At 61.8% G+C, this 16,363-nt stretch carries 19 protein-coding genes and 1 tRNA gene; 11 read left to right on the top strand and 9 right to left on the bottom strand.

The window, feature by feature from the left end; all coding sequences use genetic code 11:
• Nucleotides 1–3: 3 nt before the first annotated feature.
• Together AC1VON_RS19655 and speB are read left to right on the top strand one after the other, a co-directional pair.
• Nucleotides 4–609, top strand: a complete 606-nt coding sequence (locus AC1VON_RS19655; protein ID WP_483124598.1) for an HD domain-containing protein — start codon at nucleotides 4–6, stop codon at nucleotides 607–609.
• 101 nt (nucleotides 610–710) lie between these two features.
• The gene (gene speB, locus AC1VON_RS19650) at nucleotides 711–1,676 is read left to right on the top strand and encodes an agmatinase (protein ID WP_172350701.1); all 966 of its coding nucleotides are present in this window, start codon (nucleotides 711–713) and stop codon (nucleotides 1,674–1,676) included.
• Nucleotides 1,677–1,698: 22 nt separating this feature from the next.
• Here the strand turns inward: speB and AC1VON_RS19645 are convergent, their stop codons facing one another.
• The 3 genes from AC1VON_RS19645 to AC1VON_RS19635 are packed head-to-tail and all read right to left on the bottom strand — an operon-like array spanning nucleotide 1,699 to nucleotide 3,670.
• On the bottom strand, nucleotides 1,699–2,466 hold the full coding sequence (locus tag AC1VON_RS19645; RefSeq protein ID WP_483124597.1) for an alpha/beta fold hydrolase: 768 nt from the start codon (nucleotides 2,464–2,466) through the stop codon (nucleotides 1,699–1,701).
• Between the two features lie 19 nt (nucleotides 2,467–2,485).
• Nucleotides 2,486–3,049, bottom strand: coding sequence for a DUF192 domain-containing protein (locus AC1VON_RS19640; RefSeq protein WP_172350703.1), 564 nt, complete (start codon nucleotides 3,047–3,049; stop codon nucleotides 2,486–2,488).
• A 24-nt stretch (nucleotides 3,050–3,073) separates the two neighbouring features.
• Nucleotides 3,074–3,670: a cold-shock protein gene (locus AC1VON_RS19635; protein WP_483124596.1), complete on the bottom strand. Its 597-nt coding sequence runs from the start codon at nucleotides 3,668–3,670 to the stop codon at nucleotides 3,074–3,076.
• Nucleotides 3,671–3,889: 219 nt separating this feature from the next.
• On the opposite strand from AC1VON_RS19635, the gene gloA reads away from it, so the two are divergent.
• Nucleotides 3,890–4,330: a lactoylglutathione lyase gene (gloA, locus tag AC1VON_RS19630; RefSeq protein WP_172350704.1), complete on the top strand. Its 441-nt coding sequence runs from the start codon at nucleotides 3,890–3,892 to the stop codon at nucleotides 4,328–4,330.
• Nucleotides 4,331–4,470: 140 nt separating this feature from the next.
• On the top strand, nucleotides 4,471–4,761 hold the full coding sequence (locus AC1VON_RS19625; RefSeq protein ID WP_483124595.1) for a DUF2218 domain-containing protein: 291 nt from the start codon (nucleotides 4,471–4,473) through the stop codon (nucleotides 4,759–4,761).
• A gap of 1 nt (nucleotide 4,762) precedes the next feature.
• Here AC1VON_RS19625 and AC1VON_RS19620 read toward each other — a convergent pair whose 3' ends face one another.
• Nucleotides 4,763–5,317 (bottom strand): DUF1697 domain-containing protein, encoded by a 555-nt coding sequence (locus AC1VON_RS19620; RefSeq protein ID WP_483124594.1) that lies wholly within the window; start codon nucleotides 5,315–5,317, stop codon nucleotides 4,763–4,765.
• Nucleotides 5,314–6,570 carry a threonine ammonia-lyase IlvA gene (ilvA, locus tag AC1VON_RS19615; protein WP_483124593.1) on the bottom strand — a complete coding sequence of 419 codons (1,257 nt, stop codon included), beginning with the start codon at nucleotides 6,568–6,570 and terminating at the stop codon, nucleotides 5,314–5,316. The genes AC1VON_RS19620 and ilvA overlap by 4 nt, the downstream gene beginning before the upstream one ends.
• Nucleotides 6,571–6,770: 200 nt before the next feature.
• Between ilvA and AC1VON_RS19610 the strand changes: the two genes are divergently transcribed.
• The 3 genes from AC1VON_RS19610 (at nucleotide 6,771) to AC1VON_RS19600 (ending at nucleotide 9,849) form a co-directional block, all read left to right on the top strand.
• The gene (locus AC1VON_RS19610) at nucleotides 6,771–7,373 is read left to right on the top strand and encodes a hypothetical protein (protein WP_483124592.1); all 603 of its coding nucleotides are present in this window, start codon (nucleotides 6,771–6,773) and stop codon (nucleotides 7,371–7,373) included.
• A gap of 100 nt (nucleotides 7,374–7,473) precedes the next feature.
• The gene (locus AC1VON_RS19605; protein WP_172350711.1) at nucleotides 7,474–8,547 is read left to right on the top strand and encodes an alpha/beta hydrolase; all 1,074 of its coding nucleotides are present in this window, start codon (nucleotides 7,474–7,476) and stop codon (nucleotides 8,545–8,547) included.
• A 141-nt stretch (nucleotides 8,548–8,688) separates the two neighbouring features.
• Nucleotides 8,689–9,849, top strand: coding sequence for an alpha/beta hydrolase (locus tag AC1VON_RS19600; protein ID WP_483124591.1), 1,161 nt, complete (start codon nucleotides 8,689–8,691; stop codon nucleotides 9,847–9,849).
• A gap of 114 nt (nucleotides 9,850–9,963) precedes the next feature.
• Here AC1VON_RS19600 and ade read toward each other — a convergent pair whose 3' ends face one another.
• Entirely contained in the window at nucleotides 9,964–11,781 is a 1,818-nt protein-coding gene (ade, locus tag AC1VON_RS19595) for an adenine deaminase (protein ID WP_483124590.1), read from the bottom strand.
• 171 nt (nucleotides 11,782–11,952) lie between these two features.
• On the opposite strand from ade, the gene AC1VON_RS19590 reads away from it, so the two are divergent.
• Complete coding sequence (locus AC1VON_RS19590; RefSeq protein WP_483124589.1) at nucleotides 11,953–12,618, top strand: outer membrane protein; 666 nt, start codon at nucleotides 11,953–11,955, stop codon at nucleotides 12,616–12,618.
• 348 nt (nucleotides 12,619–12,966) lie between these two features.
• Here the strand turns inward: AC1VON_RS19590 and AC1VON_RS19585 are convergent, their stop codons facing one another.
• Entirely contained in the window at nucleotides 12,967–13,287 is a 321-nt protein-coding gene (locus AC1VON_RS19585) for a hypothetical protein (protein ID WP_483124588.1), read from the bottom strand.
• 95 nt (nucleotides 13,288–13,382) lie between these two features.
• On the opposite strand from AC1VON_RS19585, the gene AC1VON_RS19580 reads away from it, so the two are divergent.
• Together AC1VON_RS19580 and AC1VON_RS19575 are read left to right on the top strand one after the other, a co-directional pair.
• A complete protein-coding gene (locus tag AC1VON_RS19580; RefSeq protein ID WP_483124587.1) occupies nucleotides 13,383–13,553 on the top strand; it encodes a hypothetical protein in 171 nt (56 codons plus the stop codon).
• Between the two features lie 154 nt (nucleotides 13,554–13,707).
• A tRNA-Leu gene (locus AC1VON_RS19575) sits at nucleotides 13,708–13,796 on the top strand.
• A gap of 230 nt (nucleotides 13,797–14,026) precedes the next feature.
• Here the strand turns inward: AC1VON_RS19575 and AC1VON_RS19570 are convergent.
• Both AC1VON_RS19570 and AC1VON_RS19565 read right to left on the bottom strand, forming a co-directional pair.
• Nucleotides 14,027–14,338, bottom strand: a complete 312-nt coding sequence (locus AC1VON_RS19570; RefSeq protein ID WP_483124586.1) for a hypothetical protein — start codon at nucleotides 14,336–14,338, stop codon at nucleotides 14,027–14,029.
• Between the two features lie 186 nt (nucleotides 14,339–14,524).
• A complete protein-coding gene (locus tag AC1VON_RS19565; protein ID WP_172350716.1) occupies nucleotides 14,525–15,103 on the bottom strand; it encodes an NUDIX domain-containing protein in 579 nt (192 codons plus the stop codon).
• 154 nt (nucleotides 15,104–15,257) lie between these two features.
• On the opposite strand from AC1VON_RS19565, the gene AC1VON_RS19560 reads away from it, so the two are divergent.
• Complete coding sequence (locus AC1VON_RS19560) at nucleotides 15,258–16,361, top strand: NADH:flavin oxidoreductase/NADH oxidase (protein WP_172350717.1); 1,104 nt, start codon at nucleotides 15,258–15,260, stop codon at nucleotides 16,359–16,361.
• Nucleotides 16,362–16,363: the final 2 nt, after the last annotated feature.

The following is a 16,363-nucleotide window of genomic DNA, read 5'->3' as shown; positions in this document are numbered from 1 at the left end:
GCCATGGAAAACGAACCCTTGATCGACCCGGCTCTGAAAACCGAGTTGTCAGTGCTCTATCGGGGCGAGGACCGCCACTACCACAACCTCACCCATATCGAGGCGATGCTGGCGCTGGCCGGCGACTATCGAGCGTCGCTGCAAGACCCCGAAGCCGTTGAAGCGGCAATCTGGTTCCACGACGCCATCTATGACAGCAAGGCCAAGGACAATGAGGCCAGAAGTGCCGCTCTTGCCGAGAAAAAGCTTGCGGGCAGCACCGATCCCAGGCGCCTGAACCGCATCAGTGCGATGATCCTCGCCACCGCCACGCACCAACTGCCTTTCTTCGACAACGCGGCGGCAACACGTGACGCGAGCCTCTTCCTCGACATGGACCTGTCGATCCTAGGTAGCGCGCCGGATGCTTTCGACGCCTATGAACGCGCGGTCCGCCGCGAATATGACTGGGTGGAGGAGCCGATGTGGCGTGCCGGACGGGGTGCCGTGCTGAAGGATTTCCTTGCCCGCCCACATATCTTCCACACGCAGGAATTTCGCCAGCGCTTCGAGCCTCAGGCCATGCTGAACATGGCGCGCTCGCTGGAGACCCTGCAAAAGCCGTCGTGATTTTTCGCGCTGGTTCTCCCGGCTTTCGCGTGCGGCGCAAGAAGGCAGAACTGCGAGATGCCGAATTCGTCAAACGTGGACTCTTCCGAGGTGCCGACATCATGAGCAGCAATTTCTTCCAGCCGGTCGATGCCTCGGCCGTTCCCCGCTTTGCCGGGCTGTCGACCTTCATGCGGCTGCCGGCGGTGGCGAGCGCCGAAGGACTCGATATCGCTCTCCTCGGCATACCGTGGGATGGCGGCACGACCAACCGCGCCGGCGCCCGCCACGGACCGCGCGAGATCCGCAACCAGTCGAGCCTCATGCGGCGCGTCCACCATGTCTCGGGGACCGAGCCGTTCAGCATCGCCAATGTCGCCGATGTCGGCGATCTCTCGGTCAATCCGATCAATCTCATGGACGGCTTGAAGCGCATTGAGGAAGGCATCGCTGCGATCGTGACGGCAGGCGCCATTCCGCTTGCCGCCGGCGGCGACCATCTGACCACACTGCCGGTGCTGCGCGCCGTTGCCAGGGAGCGTGCGGTCGGCATGATCCATTTCGATGCGCATTCTGACACCAACGACCGTTATTTCGGCGACAACCCTTATACGCACGGCACGCCGTTCCGCCGCGCCATCGAGGAAGGCCTGCTCGACCCGAAACGGGTCGTGCAGATCGGCATCCGAGGCTCGATCTATGAACCGGGCGAGCACGACTGGGCGGTCGCCCAGGGTATTCGCATCATCTACATGGAGGAATTCGTCAGGCGGGGTGCTGCCAGCGTCATGGAGGAAGCGCGCGCCATCGCCGGAACCGGCCCAACCTATGTGACCTTCGACATCGACTGCATCGACCCGTCGATGGCGCCGGGAACAGGCACGCCCGAGCTCGGTGGCTTCACCACCCGCGAGGCACAGGAAATGGTGCGCCTGCTCGATGGGCTGAACATTGTCGGCGCCGATGTCGTGGAAGTGGCGCCGCCATTCGATCTCGCCGGCATGACGGCGCTGGCGGGTGCCACGATGATGTTCGAATTGCTGTGCGTGCTGGCGAAATCGGTCCAAGCAGCCAGAGCACCGGACTAAGCGGAAGCACCAGCGCGGCGGCTCACAGCGGGTTTTCGGCGTAGAACTCCAGAACGCGTTGCTTGAAGGTCTTGTCCCCGACCGCCAGCATGTGGTCGCGGCCTTCGATGTGGAAAGCCCTGGCGTTCGGCATCAAGGCGGCAAGCTCGTCGGGCGAGCCGCCTATATCGTCTATCGTGCCGACGGCAACCAGTGTCGGCTGGGCGATGCGGGCAATATCCGCCTCATCAAGCAATTCCCGGGATTTGGCGATGCAGGCGGCAAGCGCCCGGCGATCACTGCGGGTCTGGTCGGCGAAGGCGCGAAAGGAGCGGCCGCGCGGATGGGTGGTCGCGGCTGGATCCTCGGCAAGCAGGGCCGCGGCAATCGGATCCCAGTCGCCGACGCCGTCGATCATGCCGATGCCAAGGCCGCCAAAGACCAGCGTCGCCACCTTGTCCGGATCGGACAGGGCCAGGAACGCCGCGATGCGCGCGCCCATCGAATAGCCCATGACATGGGCCCGTTCGATGCCGAGATGGTCGAGCAAGGCGGCGGCATCGGACGCCATTTTCGCGGGTGTATAATCGGCCTCGTCATAGCTCTTGGATGAAGAGCCATGGCCGCGATTGTCGAAGGCGATGGCGCGATAGCCGGCGTCGTTGAGCGTCTTGAACCAGCCGGGCGACACCCAGTTGACATAATGGCTCGAAGCGAAGCCGTGGATCATGAGCACGGGATCGCCCTCGCCCGACGCCGGCTGGCGGTCGAGGAAAGCAAGATCGAACCCGTCATGGGAAAAAAACTGCATCGGAAGGCGACCCCTGCTCTCAGTCGGAATCGACGTTCGGAGAATCGCCCTTGTCCGCCGGCGGCATGCTGGGCCCCGACGCGGTGCCGATCACGGGATGACGCAACAGATCGCCGTCCATGATGCCGTCCTTGGCGGCTGTACCGGCCTTGAGCTCAAGTACGAAACGGACCGGCTCACCGGGCGACACAATCGCCTCGGATTGCGGCTCCCCTTGCTTGATCGCGCGGATCCTGCCGTCCTGGCCGACAAAGATCAGGTCGAGCGGCATCGGCGTGTTCTTCATCCAGAAACTGACATCGCGTGTCTCGTCGAAGACGAACAGCATGCCATGATTGGCAGCCATGTCCTCTCGGAACATCAGGCCGGCCTCACGCTCGGCCTCGGTGTCGGCGACTTCGATCGAGAAGGAGCGTTCGCCTTGTTTCGTCACCGCGACCAGCGGCGCCGGGTCGACCGGAAGGATCATCGCCCGGCCGTCGGCCGCGCTGGGGACCTGGAAATAGAAGAAGGCGCCTGCGGCGATGATGACGGCAGCAGCGGCGCACAACACGCCCGCCGTCAGCCAGTTCTTGTGAGTCATATGAAATCCTCGGCCGGGCCCGCCCTAGTGCGAGATCGGCAAGGTGCCCATATCGGGGTGAATTTCGGCGGCCATAAGGCCTTTGTCACCACGACCGAAACGGACAAGCACAACCTGCCCCGGCCGAAGCTCGGTGATGCCGTAGCGGCGCAAGGTCTCCATATGGACAAAGATGTCCTCGGTGCCCTCGCCACGCGTCAGGAAGCCGAAACCCTTGGTGCGGTTAAACCACTTGACCAAAGCGCGTTCGAGCCCGCTCTCCGGCGTCACCGCGACATGGGTGCGCTGTTCCTGCATTTCGGCGGGATGGACGGCGGTGGTGACATCCATGGACAGCACGCGGAAGGCCTGCAGCCCGCGATCGCCCTGTTTGACCAGGCACACGACGCGCGCCCCTTCCAAGGCTGTCTGAAAACCGTCTTTTCGAAGGCATGTCACATGGAGGAGGATATCGCCCGAGAAACCGTCATCGGGAAGGATGAACCCGTAGCCCTTGGCCACATCGAACCACTTGATGGCGCCGGCAATTTCGGTCAGGTCGGCGGCATCGCCGCCTTCATCGCGCTTCAAGGCGTCGCCAAGGGTTCCGGCCCGCCCCGTCAAAGAGGCCTTTTCCCCCATAAGAATGCCCCCTTTTTTGCAACAACACCGCAACTGATTCTTGACACCAGATTAACACCGCGGCTTCCGGTGTGTGCAAGACCTGCCGTGCCTTTTTTCACGGTTCATTGCGCGAATACCGGATTTGTTCTTTGCCGGCATTGCCTGCGGCCGGCAGATTGCCCTTTGCGCAGGTCGCCCCTATGTTGCGCCGCATCCCAACAGATCGAGGAAAAACACATGCGCTATCTGCACACCATGGTCCGCGTCGCCGATGTCGATGCCTCGCTCGATTTCTACTGCAACAAGCTCGGGCTGAAGGAAGTCCGCCGCTATGAAAACGAACAGGGCCGCTTCACGCTGATCTTCCTTGCCGCCTCAGAGGACGAGCAGAGCGGCATCGACGAGAAGGCGCCGCTGATCGAACTCACCTACAACTGGGACCCCGAAGACTACAAGGGCGGGCGCAATTTCGGCCACCTCGCCTATGAGGTCGACGACATCTACGCCACCTGCCAGCACCTGATGGATAACGGCGTCATCATCAACCGGCCGCCGCGCGACGGCAACATGGCCTTCATCAAGTCGCCGGACGGCATCTCGATCGAGCTTTTGCAGAAAGGCCCGGCCAAGGCCAAGGCCGAACCCTGGGCTTCGATGCCGAACACCGGAAGCTGGTAGGCGTTGACCGGACACCGGGAGGACACCGCCCGGCAGCCCTTTGGCGCTCGGCAAGATAATGCCTATCTTCGGGGTGTCGTGCCGGCGCCAGCGCCGGCCCATTGTCATGCGAACGGGCACCCGCCCGCGGAGAATTCCACATGCCGTCCAGCCATGCCGACGTCGCCACCGAACATGCCAGCCGCTACCTGCAGCAATTGTGCAAGCATTGGGCGCACAAATTCCCGGTCGAGTTCGATCCGCACCATGGCACGATCGATCTCTCGCTCGGTCGCACCGTCATGGATGCCGATGCGACCGCATTGCACATCAAGGTGTCGACCGATGAGGCAGGATCGCTCGAGCGCCTGGAAAGCGTGGTCGCTGATCACATCAAGCGCTTCGCCTTCCGCGAAGAACTGGCCTTCGACTGGAAGCCGGCGGCGGCGTGATCTAGTTTTTGCCGGCCTGACCGGCCATCTCCAGCAGCGCCAGCACCGAGCGCCAGTTGCGCGCGGTGCCCGGCACCTTCAGAACGCGCGGAATGAGGTTGGCAAACACGGATTTGCCAAGCCCATCGGGCGCGTTGAGGTAGAGTACGTCGCCCTTCACCTCGAAGCGTTCGGGGCCGGTGCACTTTTCGGCCAGCCGCGCCACCTCCTCGACGGTTGGCTCACGCTCCAGCGCATAGGCATGGAGCTTGGTATGGTCGGCGGCCGCTTCCGGATAGGGATTTTCACTCACCAGCCGTGCGAACCATGGGAGATCGCGCACCATGATGCGCGAATGAAAACCCCACTTTTTCTCGAAGGCCGTTTCGATCTGCTTGGTCAGCGCGGCCGCGTCGCCCTCGCCCGCCCGGAACACGGCATTGCCGCTCTGCACGTAAGTAGCGACATCGGAAAAGCCGAGATCCTCGAAGAACGACCTGAGCTCCGCCATCTTGACGATGCGGTTGCCGCCGACATTGATGCCGGAAAACAGCGCGATGAAAACCTTCCCGCTCATATGATGAATCCCGCCAATGTCTCGTTGTCGGTGATATCCTGATACTGGACGCCTTCGGCCTCGAAGTTTGCCTTCAGCAGGTCGAAATTGCGGCGGTCCTTGGTTTCGATGCCGATCAGAACCGAGCCGAAATTTCGTGCCGACTTCTTCAGATATTCAAAGCGCGCGATGTCGTCGTCCGGGCCGAGCATTTCGAGGAAGTCGCGCAACGCGCCAGGGCGTTGCGGGAAGCGGATGATGAAGTACTTCTTCAGGCCCTCGAAGCGCAGCGCCCGCTCCTTGACGTCCGGCAGCCGCTCGAAATCGAAATTGCCGCCCGAGACCACGGCGACGATGGTCTTGCCGCGGATCTCCTTCCTGGAAAAATCCTTCAGCGCATCGATCGCCAGCGCACCGGCCGGCTCGAGCACGACGCCTTCGATATTGAGCATCTCGATCATGGTCGCGCAGAGCCGGTTTTCCGGGATCAACCGCACCGTTTCGGCGGCAAATTCCTTGAGATACCGCAAGGGTTCGCGGCCGATTTCGGCCACCGCCGCGCCGTCGACGAAGTTGTCGACCTTGGCGAGCTTCAGCCGCTTTCCGGCCGCGAGGCTGTCGTGCAGGCTCGGCGCCCCGGCCGGCTCGCAGAAGATGAAACGCGCCTCCCTGCCCTGATCGGCGAAATAGTGGGTGACGCCGGCGGCAAGACCGCCGCCACCGACCGGCAGCATGATGATGTCAGGCATACGCGCACCGGCCATCTGGTCCGCGATCTCATAGGCGACAGTCGCCTGCCCCTCGATGATGTCCTTGTGGTCGAAGGGCGGCACCATGTGGGCACCGGAGCTTTCGGTGAATTCGAAGGCGGCGCGATAGCAGTCGTCGAAAAAGTCGCCGACCAGCCTGATCTCGACGAAATCGCCACCGAACAGCCTGGTCTTGTCGATCTTTTGCTGCGGCGTCGTCACCGGCATGAACACCACGCCTTTTTTGCCGAAATGACGGCAGACGAACGCGAAACCTTGTGCATGGTTGCCGGCCGACGCGCAGACGAACAAGTCAGCCTGGTTGCCGGCGGCAAGCGCCTTGCGGAAGAAATTGAAGGCGCCGCGGATCTTGTAGGAGCGCACCGGGCTCAAATCCTCTCGCTTCAGCAGCACCCGAGCGCCGGTCTTTTTCGACAGGTAGTCGTTTTCCTGCAGCGGCGTTTCCGGAAAGATCTGACGGATGGACGCGGCGGCGACGGCGACGCGGGAGGAAAAACTGCTCATGGGAAAGCCACCTTGTGCCGCATGTTTCGTACAGGCATGTCATCGATCTGGCCGCACAGCGCCTATCTGTTGCACGCTGATCCGGCGCAGCCGATCCTGCCTATTGCATATCCAGCTTCGCAACGCCATTGTCCGGCCCTTCATGCCCTTGCGCAAAGGGCATTCCCAGAATCCTTGCAAGCACTTGTGGGCGTTTGTTCATGCCTGTTGCATCGGTCGGCCTGAAATCCATGTCACTGCCGGAATTCGGCGAACCGACGGTGATGCCGCTGGTTGCCCGAAATACCTATGAGGCGCGCACCGATGCGCTGATGGCGCTCGACGCCAAGGCCGGTTTCGATGCCTCCGCCGTCTATGGCGACCGCGAGCACGCCGCCAATGTCGCCAATCTCTCGGGCTACGATCCGCGCTTCGAGGAGACATTGCTGGTCATCGTTCCCGTCAAGCAGCCACGACTTCTCGTCGGCAATGAGGGCTGGGGCTACGCCGAAATCTGCGATGGGCCCTACGAGCCCGTTCTACCAGACCTTCTCACTGCCGGCGCAACCATCCCGGCGACCGGCAGCGACCATTTCACCACCAACATCGAGGATGGCATCGCGCTCGCCGACGACGCGCTGCGCGAGGAGATCGCGGCGCGCTATCCCGAAGCCTGGAGCCGCATCGAAGCGCGGCGCGCCTTCATGTCGGATGTGCTCGGCATCCGCCTCAAGCCGGAGGTGCTGCCCTTCTCCAACATTCCGGCTTTCCTTCCGCCATTTTGGCTTTCGCGCAACACTGCGATGACTGTAACCAGCCGCTGATCACATTTCGACGTGACACGACTTAGTTCTGCCGCACTCTCCCTGTCCGGGAGGTGTCGCGGGGGTGGATGGGCCTTTTGGCCGGAGTGGAATTTCAGACGTGCCTTTGAAGAAGATACTTACCGTTGTTCTCGCCTTGCTCGTCGCCGGCTGTGCCGGCCCGCAAACGCAGGAATTGCTTGGCAGCGCCATCGTCGCCGCGCCGGTGACAGAAATAGCCGGCAACCACTCCATCTTCATCGCCACAACGCGCAAGAAATCCGATGATCCCAACAAGGTTTTCGACGGTGAGCGCTCGGCGACGCTGAACTATGCGCGCGTGAATGTCACCGTCCCAGGGCTCCACAAGACTGGTCAGATCGAACGGCGCTCACGCGGCAAGTCGGATGATCCGGCCAAATATTTCATGGCTTCCGAGGTGGTTGGCTACGACGCGCAGCCGAAATTCTCCAGCGCGCTCAACGCCGACATCGCGGCGCGCGGCGGCCGCGTCATGGTCTTCGTCCACGGCTACAACACCGGCTTCGACGACGCGGTATATCGCTTGACCCAGATCGTCCACGATTCCGGCTATCCGGGCACACCGGTGCTGTTTTCCTGGGCATCGGGCGCAAAGACCACCGACTATGTCTATGACAAGGAAAGTGCCAGCGCCGCACGCGACCAGCTCGAAGTGACATTGCGCATGCTGGAGCAGTCCGGCGCGCGGCGCATCGACATTGTCGCGCATTCGATGGGAACCTGGGTGACCATGGAAACGCTGCGTCAGATGGCCATCAGCGGCGACCGTGACCTCGGCGGCAAGCTCGGCGACGTGGTGCTTGCCTCGCCCGACATCGATGTCGATGTGTTCAAGAGCCAGATGCGCCGCTATGGCAAACCCGACAAGCCGTTCATCCTGCTGTTGTCCGACGACGACCGCGCGCTGAGACTCTCCGGCCTCATCGCCGGTTCGCGGCCGCGCGTCGGCGATTACAAGGATGCCGCCGATCTTGCCTCCTATGGCGTGACGGTCGTCGATCTCTCCAAGATCAAAGGCAGCGACAGCTTCAACCACACGAAATTCGCCGACAATCCGGCCTTGGTGAAGATGATCGGCCAGCGGCTGCGCGAGGATGACGGCTTTGCCAGCGACCGGGATGTGACCGACCGCATCAGCCTGCTAGGGCAATAGATGCGGCGTCACTGTTTCGCCGTGTCAATCCAGCCTCACGAAGGTCCCGACCACTTTGAACTGGACCAATCCCGTCCCTGGCCTTATCGGAATAGAAGGTGACGTCATGCGTTTGACGTCCCCCTATGCGGGAGCCGGCGCGTGACTGTGCGTTTGAAGAGTTTCGTCGCGATAACCTTCGCGCTCCTGGTCGCCGGCTGCGCCGGAAATACGCATGATCTGCTGAACAAGACGACGGTCGCGGTGCCAGCGTCCGCCATCGCGGCCACGCATGAGATATTCGTCGCCACCACCCGCCGGAAGGCGACGAAAGACCCGCGGCAGGTGTTCGACGGCGATCGCTCGCCAACCACCAGCTTCGCGCGGGTCGATGTCACGGTTCCGGCGAGCCACCAGGTCGGCGCCATCGAGCGTGCCAAGGGTTCCGCCAGCAGCAATCCGGCCAAGGATTTCACCGCCAAGGACGTCACCTACTACGAAGGCGCCCCGCAATTCGCCAAGGCGGTCGGCGCCGACATTGCCATGCGCGGCGACCGAGCGCTGGTTTTCGTGCATGGCTTCAACAACGGCTTCGACGACGGGATCTACCGGCTGACGCAGATTGTCCATGACACCAAGTACCCGGGCACACCGGTCTTGTTCTCGTGGGCTTCGAGCGCCAAGACGACCGGCTACCTGTACGACAAGGATAGCGCCAACGCCGCGCGCGACGACCTGGAGGCGACACTGAGGATGCTTGCCAAGACAAAGGTAAAGAGCATCGACATCATCGCTCATTCGATGGGAACGTGGTTGACGATGGAGGCATTGCGCCAACTCGCCATCACCGGAGACCGAGATCTTGACGGCAAGCTCGGCTACGTCATCCTTGCGTCCCCCGACATCGATGTCGACGTCTTCAAGAAACAGATGATTCGTTATGGCAAGCCAAACAAGCCGTTCGCCATCCTGCTGTCAGGCGACGACCGCGCCTTGAGGTTGTCGGGTTTTCTGTCCGGCGCCAAGCCACGTGTCGGCGACTACGGCAATGCAGCTGACCTCGCCAGCTACGGGGTATCGGTGGTCGACTTGAGCAAGCTCAAATCGGGTGACCGGCTGAACCATGCCAAATTCGCGGATAACCCCGTTCTGGTGCAACTGCTTGGTGACCGGCTACGGGCACCCGCGGGCCTCGCCTCGGACGAGCCAAACCCGACGCAGCTCAACAATCTCGGCGAGGGGCTAGGCAAGGCAGTCGGTTCGGTCGCGGAGATCGTCATCACCACACCGTTCAAGGTGCTGACCATCGCCACCGGCGGCTGAACAGCAGGCAGCCGTTCCAAAGCGCGTCGCGTCCGAACGGATTCATGCAGCGCGCTTTAAATCTCCGTTGCATGTCTTTGTTCCAAAACCGGAGCCAGTTCTGGACGACATGCATTAGACGAACAGGTCGACTTTCTGGAACGTCGTCACGTCGATCAGGCCGACATCGGAAATCCTGAGCTCGGGAATGACCACCAGCGCCAAAAGCGAATGCTGCATGTAGGCGTTGTTCAGGGAACAGCCCATCTTTCGCATCGCCTCGGTCAGTTTCTCCGCCTTGGCGGCGACGATCTCGGCGCGCTCGTCCGACATCAGCCCGGCGATCGGCATTTCGACCAGCGCCAGTTCCTTGCCCTTGGAAAACAGCACGACGCCGCCGCCGACTTCGCCCAGCCGGTTGACCGCCAGCGCCATGTCCCGCTTGTTGGTGCCGACGCAGATGATGTGATGGGCGTCATGCGCCACGCTCGAGGCCATGGCGCAATCACTCATGTAGCCGAAACCGGAGACGAAGGCGTTGGTGACGCCGCCCGTGCCCTTGTGGCGCTCGACCAGTGCGATCTGGCAGACGTCGTTGCGGCGATCCATGGCGACCAACTCGTCCTCGACCGGTAGATCCGCTTCCAGCGCCCGCGTCGGCGCCTGGTTCTCGATGACGCCGATAACCCGCACTCGCACCTCGTTGGCGCCTTTGGGGGCGGCGATGTCGAAATCGCCGGCCTTCAGCTTCTTGCCCAACTTGACGGTGTTCTTCGCCGTCTTCGGGTAGTCGTAAGCCGGGATGTCGATGTCGAGCTTACCGCCCTTGGCCAGCCTGACGCCGCGCGCATAGACCTCGTCGATGGTCATTGCGGCGAGATCGGAGACAATCAGCAGGTCGCCCAACCGCCCCGGCGCGATCGAACCGATCTCGCGTTCCAGCCGGAAATGCTGGGCGGTGTTGATCGTCGCCATCTGGATCGCCGTCACCGGCTTCAGCCCTTGGCTGATGGCGTGGCGCACCACCCGATCCATATGACCTTCGTGCACCAGCGTGCCCGAATGGCTGTCGTCGGTGCACAGGATGAAGTTACGCGGATCGATGCCGCTCTCCGTCACCGCCTTGATCTGGGAGGCGACATCGTACCAGGCCGAGCCCAGCCGCAGCATGGCCTTCATGCCCTGGCGCACGCGGGCAATGGCGTCCTCGGCGCGCGTGCCTTCGTGATCGTCCTCGGGGCCGCCGGCGACATAGCCGTGGAACGGCAGGCCGAGATCGCGCGAGGCGTAGTGGCCGCCGACCGTCTTGCCCGCATGCACCGTCGCCGCGATCTCGCCCGACATGACAGGATCGTTGGCGGCGACGCCCGGAAAATTCATCACTTCGCCGAGCCCGATAATGTTTTCCCAGGTCATCGCTTCCGCGACATCGGCGACCGTCAACTCGGCGCCGGCGTGCTCCAGCCCAGGCGCCGAAGGCACGCAGGACGGCATCTGCACATGCACGTTGATGGGCATCGCCACCGCCTCGTCATGCATCAGCCGCACGCCGGGCAAGCCGAGCACATTGGCGATCTCGTGCGGATCGATGAACATCGACGTCGTGCCGTGCGGGATGACGGCGCGGCAGAATTCGGTCACCGTCACCATGCCGCTCTCGACATGCATGTGCGCGTCGCAAAGGCCGGGAACCAGATAGCGCCCGCCGGCATCGACCACCTTGGTGCCCTGGCCGATGGCGTGGCTGGCATTCGGCCCACAATAGGCGAAACGGCCACCGGCGATGGCGATGTCGGTGCCGGCGATGATCTCGCCCGAGTGAACGTTCACCCAGCGGCCGTTGCGAATGACGAGGTCGGCGGGCTTGCGACCCATGGCAACGTCGACCAGATGCGTCGCCATCTCGGTCCAGGGCTTGGGTTTCGTCGCATGCGCCACTGGCTTCTTTGCCATGAAGGGACTCCTGTTTGCACGACTGTGCCAAGCCTACCTGGTTTTGACCAGCGCCAAACCGCGGGTCGGCGAGCCGCACCAGGCTGCAACCAGAAATAGGATTCCGTTTTGTCGTAAATCGGTCTACCCTGCCTGCCAAGGATCTTTCTGGCTCTTCATCCGGGGAGTTCGATGTATCGCCTAGTGGTCGCAAGCGCCGGTCTTCTTGCCGCCCTGTCCATGCCGGCTTTCGCAGCCGACCCGACAGTCGACGTGCCGATGACCGCGCCAGGCTTCGACTGGACCGGATACTACGCCGGCCTGCAGGCAGGCTATGGCTGGGGCCAATCCGACATCTCAGGGACGGAAGGCGAGCCGTTTTCCGTCTCGCCTGACGTCGATGGCGGTTTCGTCGGCGGGCATGTCGCCGGGCTTTGGCAGTTCGACCAGGCGGTGATCGGCGCGGAAGCCGACCTCAACTATTCCGCCGTCGACGGCACGACCGAAGCGGAGCCAGGAAACAATTTCGGCACCGACATCAAATGGTTCGGCTCGGTCAACGCCAAGGCCGGATACGCCATGGACAGGGTGCTGGTCTACGGCATAGGCGGCATCGCCTTTGCCGGTATCGAAACCTCGCAAGCCTCGGGCTCCGCCTTCTCCCAGACACGCACGAATGTCGGCTGGACCGTTGGTGCCGGCGTCGACTATGCGCTGACCGACAAGTTCGTCGTCGGTGCGCAGTATCGCTATTATGATTTCGGCTCCGAGCACTATGGTGGATCCGCCGATTTCGTCGGCCGCGACCAGGATACGAAGCTGAACACCGTCGGGATCAATCTCAGCTACAAGTTCTGATCCCTACCGACGCCAATTGGCGCGAGACGCCTGTGACGCAGTCAGCAATTTCGACGAGAGGGGCGGCCGGCGCCCCCAGTGGGCGGGGGAATGGGTTGGGCCTGGTAGACGCCGGCCTCGGCGGATCAAGTCCACCGCCCAAACACCTTACTCATTGCGCGCGGCGCGGATAATTCCGCGATCACACCAGTATCGCCACGCCTCCTCCTCTGGGGTGCGCATTCAAACAGCTCAAGAACACGACTTGACGGCCTGTGTCTGACATCTGAAAAGGGCGGACCTGCGGACGTGGCGGAATTGGTAGACGCAAGGGACTTAAAATTATCCCTTGCGTCTACAGCAACGTTTTCAACGGGTTAGTCGGTGATCTGTCATGCCCGACTGCATCGTTAGATTTGCAGAGATTTTCAACTGCTGATTTTGTCGCGCCAACCTATTGAAATCGCTTTGCGATATTCTCTCCATTGGAGCGATCTTCCCATTGCCGATACCGACGTCCACGAAAAGGGAAAATGTGGGAAATTCTGTGGGAAAACCACAAATAAAATATACTTGACCCCCACGCTCATGTGCGTCTTTTGCTATTTGTTCGTTATGCTTGGCGTATATTTGACAAACCCCAAGGAGCAGTGAGGCTCTAGCAGGCTGTTGAAAAACTGTTTTGTTCACGGAACGTCTCGGAATCAGACCGAGCACAAATCAGATTCAAAACAGGTATTTTCAATCCTTTTTCCACAGCCTGCTAGGCCTGAGGGAACCCTATGATGATCGCAGCGGTGGTTATCCTACTCGGTTTGGCGATCTTCCTAGTGGAACGCTACGATCTGTTCGACGGGAAGAGGTGGCGGCGCGCCTCAGAACCGAAGATCGCTCGAGCCTACATGCTGCTGTTTGCGGCCGTCGCCCTTGCCGGCGCGGCGGTGTTCTTTCACTAGGCCATGGCTGCTGAAGTAGTAATACCGACCGAATAGCTAGCGCTTCGGCGGCCCTAGTGCTAATCGGTGCACCGCCGAAGCGACACAAAACACTCCTGCCGATCGTGTGGGGTTTTTTCGTGGGAGATCGGTGGGAATCCCCACCATGTGGGAAGTGGGCGTGGCGGAATTGGTATACGCAGCAGACTTAAAATCTGCCGGTGTTTCAAACACTTACGGGTTCAAGTCCCGTCGCCCACACCAACTCGTCAAAGAGACTTAGAATCCCTCGATCTCTGATCGTACGGGTTCGATTCCCGTCGTCCGCACCACAATGAAATCATGCGACCGTTACAGGTGTCCTACCGGTCGGCCATATAAGGGTTTTGTGGCTCGCGCCTCGGCGACGGCGCCATCACGAGTAGCCACGTCATACCGCACAAGCGATAGGCGCTTCGTTTCCGCTGCCTTACGGTGACTTTCTTCCCTGTTTGCTAGACGCGCGTGGTGCCACTCTCTTGGCCACCAATACATTGCACCGGCGACGGCTGATCGGCGCTTCGGCCATGGTCTGGTCCACGGCCCACCTCAATGATCCCAACCAGTGCGCGAACAAACTCGACCATGTCGTTTGCCGTAATGGCTGCCTGGTCAGGACTCTGCCCAATGTGCTCGGCGGCCGCGCAACATGACAGGCGGATGAGATCGTAGTGCGGATCCCTTTCATCCTCCGGCAACAGAGCCAATTTCATGACTCGGCGATAAATCAACCGCAGCAATTGTTCGAGAGCTGCTCCGACACTCATGCGCTTGCTCCGCATTGGTCAAGCGTCCCGGCGCACCAGGGCGCTGGGAACGTCGATGAGGAGGTGTCCCATTCTGTGCCAAAGGCTGCATCATAGCCATTAATATATCGTTTATTGCTAATATACGCTTCGCGGGAGCGACCCTGTGGTCCCTCGTGAGGCCGTCTGTGGGCGCCAGAACACTGGTCAAGCCGTCATCGGGTTCAGCTTCAGATGCTGGATCAAAATAATCGTCTTGGCATCGACGATGCGGCCGTCGGCGATGCCGGCCAGCGCCTCGTCGAGTGGCATTTCCAGAACCTCGATGTCCTCGCCCTCCTCCGGTGCGCCGCCGCCGGCCGAGATACGGTCGGCGGGCGAATAGCGCGCGACGAAGAACCAGAGCCGCTCGGTGACGCTGCCCGGGCTCATGTAAGGCGAGAACAGCCGTTCCACATGTTGCAGCCGGTAGCCGAGTTCTTCCTCGGCCTCCTTGCGGATGGCGGTCTCCGGATCGTTTTCATCGAGCAGCCCGGCACAGGCCTCGATCAGCGGTTCGCGATGACCGGTGACGTAGGCGGGATAGCGGAACTGGCGTACCAGGAGAACCGTTGAGCGCTGAGGGTCGTATGGCAAGATCACCGCTCCATCGCCGCGATCATAGGTCTGTCGGACCTGCGTCTCCCACTGGCCGTCGCGTCGGCGGTAATCAAGGACAGTCTTCTTCAGGACAGCCCAGTCGTCGGAGAGGATTTCTTCCGAACGGATGCGGATGCGATCTTCCATCATGATCTCCATGCAATGGGGTCGAGGCGTAGCCGCCAACCGGTATTTGCGCAATGCAGGCGAATGGTTCAAAAACACGTTTCACCGTCTCGTGTCTGGCGCGCCCTCGATCCATTGCCTAGACAGCTGCTTACCCCTCCTGGAGCCCCTTTTCATGACAACATCGCTTTTCCAGCCAATCACGCTCGACGGCCTCGCTTTCCCCAACCGTATCGCTGTCGCTCCGATGTGCCAGTATTCCGCCGAGGACGGCTGCGCCAGCGACTGGCATCTCTACCATTGGATGAACCTGGCCATGTCCGGCGCTGGCATGGTCACGGTGGAGATGACCGATGTCGAGCGGCGCGGGCGGATCACGCATGGCTGCCTCGGGCTTTACTCCGACGACAATGAAGCCGCCGCGCGCCGCACACTGGACGCCGCCAGGCGCGTGGCCGCTCCGGGCACGAAGTTCGGCACGCAGCTGGCGCACGCCGGCCGCAAGGCCTCGAACCGCAAGCCGTGGGAGGGCGGCGGGCCGCTGCAGCCAAACGAGGATCCGTGGCAGACCGTATCGGCCTCGGCCATCGCCTACGATACCGGTTGGAATGTGCCGCGCGCGCTCGATGAGGAAGAGATTCTGCAGCTCATCGAACGGTTCACTCAAGCCGCAAGGCGGGCCGAACGCGCCGGCTTCGACTTCATCGAACTGCATGCCGCGCATGGCTACCTGATCTTCCAGTTCCTCTCGCCATTGTCCAATCAACGCACCGACCGCTGGGGCGGCTCGTTGGAAAACCGGATGCGCCTTGTCGTCGAAATCGCCAAGGCGGTGAAGAAAGCGGTTCCGAAGCTGATGCTCGGCGCGCGGTTGTCGGTGAAGGACTGGGTCGATGGCGGCTTCGAAGTCGAGGATGCGATCGAGGTGGCGAAGGCACTGAAGGCCGAGGGCGTTGCCTATCTCTGCTGCTCCAGCGGCGGCAATTCGCCGCTGCAGAAATTGCCCACCGGCCCCGGCTATCAGGTGCACCTGGCGGAAGCGGTGCGCAAGGGGGCCGGCATCCCGACCCGCGCGGTCGGGCTGATCGACGATCCCAAGCAGGCCGAGGCAATTCTCGCCGAGGGCCGCGCCGACATGGTGGCGCTGGCGCGCGCCTTCCTTGCCGATCCGCGCTGGGGATGGCGTGCGGCCGCAACATTCCGCGAAAAGATCCATCCGGCACCACAGCTCGCCCGCTCGGTGACGACGATGGAACACTGGATGAAGGCGGCCGGCTGACT

The sequence above is a fragment of the Mesorhizobium sp. HAY1-8B genome (assembly GCF_056868045.1).
The sequence above is the reverse complement of the archived record's forward strand: the minus strand, read 5'-3'. Positions and strand labels throughout refer to the sequence as shown.

Bases quoted from the DNA above. Each gene is read 5' to 3' on its own strand.
- AC1VON_RS19655 (WP_483124598.1), top strand. From the start codon at position 4: ATGGAAAACGAACCCTTGATCGACCCGGCTCTGAAAACCGAGTTGTCA.
- speB (WP_172350701.1), top strand. From the start codon at position 711: ATGAGCAGCAATTTCTTCCAGCCGGTCGATGCCTCGGCCGTTCCCCGC.
- AC1VON_RS19645 (WP_483124597.1), bottom strand. From the start codon at position 2,466: ATGCAGTTTTTTTCCCATGACGGGTTCGATCTTGCTTTCCTCGACCGC.
- AC1VON_RS19640 (WP_172350703.1), bottom strand. From the start codon at position 3,049: ATGACTCACAAGAACTGGCTGACGGCGGGCGTGTTGTGCGCCGCTGCT.
- AC1VON_RS19635 (WP_483124596.1), bottom strand. From the start codon at position 3,670: ATGGGGGAAAAGGCCTCTTTGACGGGGCGGGCCGGAACCCTTGGCGAC.
- gloA (WP_172350704.1), top strand. From the start codon at position 3,890: ATGCGCTATCTGCACACCATGGTCCGCGTCGCCGATGTCGATGCCTCG.
- AC1VON_RS19625 (WP_483124595.1), top strand. From the start codon at position 4,471: ATGCCGTCCAGCCATGCCGACGTCGCCACCGAACATGCCAGCCGCTAC.
- AC1VON_RS19620 (WP_483124594.1), bottom strand. From the start codon at position 5,317: ATGAGCGGGAAGGTTTTCATCGCGCTGTTTTCCGGCATCAATGTCGGC.
- ilvA (WP_483124593.1), bottom strand. From the start codon at position 6,570: ATGAGCAGTTTTTCCTCCCGCGTCGCCGTCGCCGCCGCGTCCATCCGT.
- AC1VON_RS19610 (WP_483124592.1), top strand. From the start codon at position 6,771: ATGCCTGTTGCATCGGTCGGCCTGAAATCCATGTCACTGCCGGAATTC.
- ade (WP_483124590.1), bottom strand. From the start codon at position 11,781: ATGGCAAAGAAGCCAGTGGCGCATGCGACGAAACCCAAGCCCTGGACC.
- AC1VON_RS19590 (WP_483124589.1), top strand. From the start codon at position 11,953: ATGTATCGCCTAGTGGTCGCAAGCGCCGGTCTTCTTGCCGCCCTGTCC.
- AC1VON_RS19580 (WP_483124587.1), top strand. From the start codon at position 13,383: ATGATCGCAGCGGTGGTTATCCTACTCGGTTTGGCGATCTTCCTAGTG.
- AC1VON_RS19570 (WP_483124586.1), bottom strand. From the start codon at position 14,338: ATGAGTGTCGGAGCAGCTCTCGAACAATTGCTGCGGTTGATTTATCGC.
- AC1VON_RS19565 (WP_172350716.1), bottom strand. From the start codon at position 15,103: ATGGAAGATCGCATCCGCATCCGTTCGGAAGAAATCCTCTCCGACGAC.
- AC1VON_RS19560 (WP_172350717.1), top strand. From the start codon at position 15,258: ATGACAACATCGCTTTTCCAGCCAATCACGCTCGACGGCCTCGCTTTC.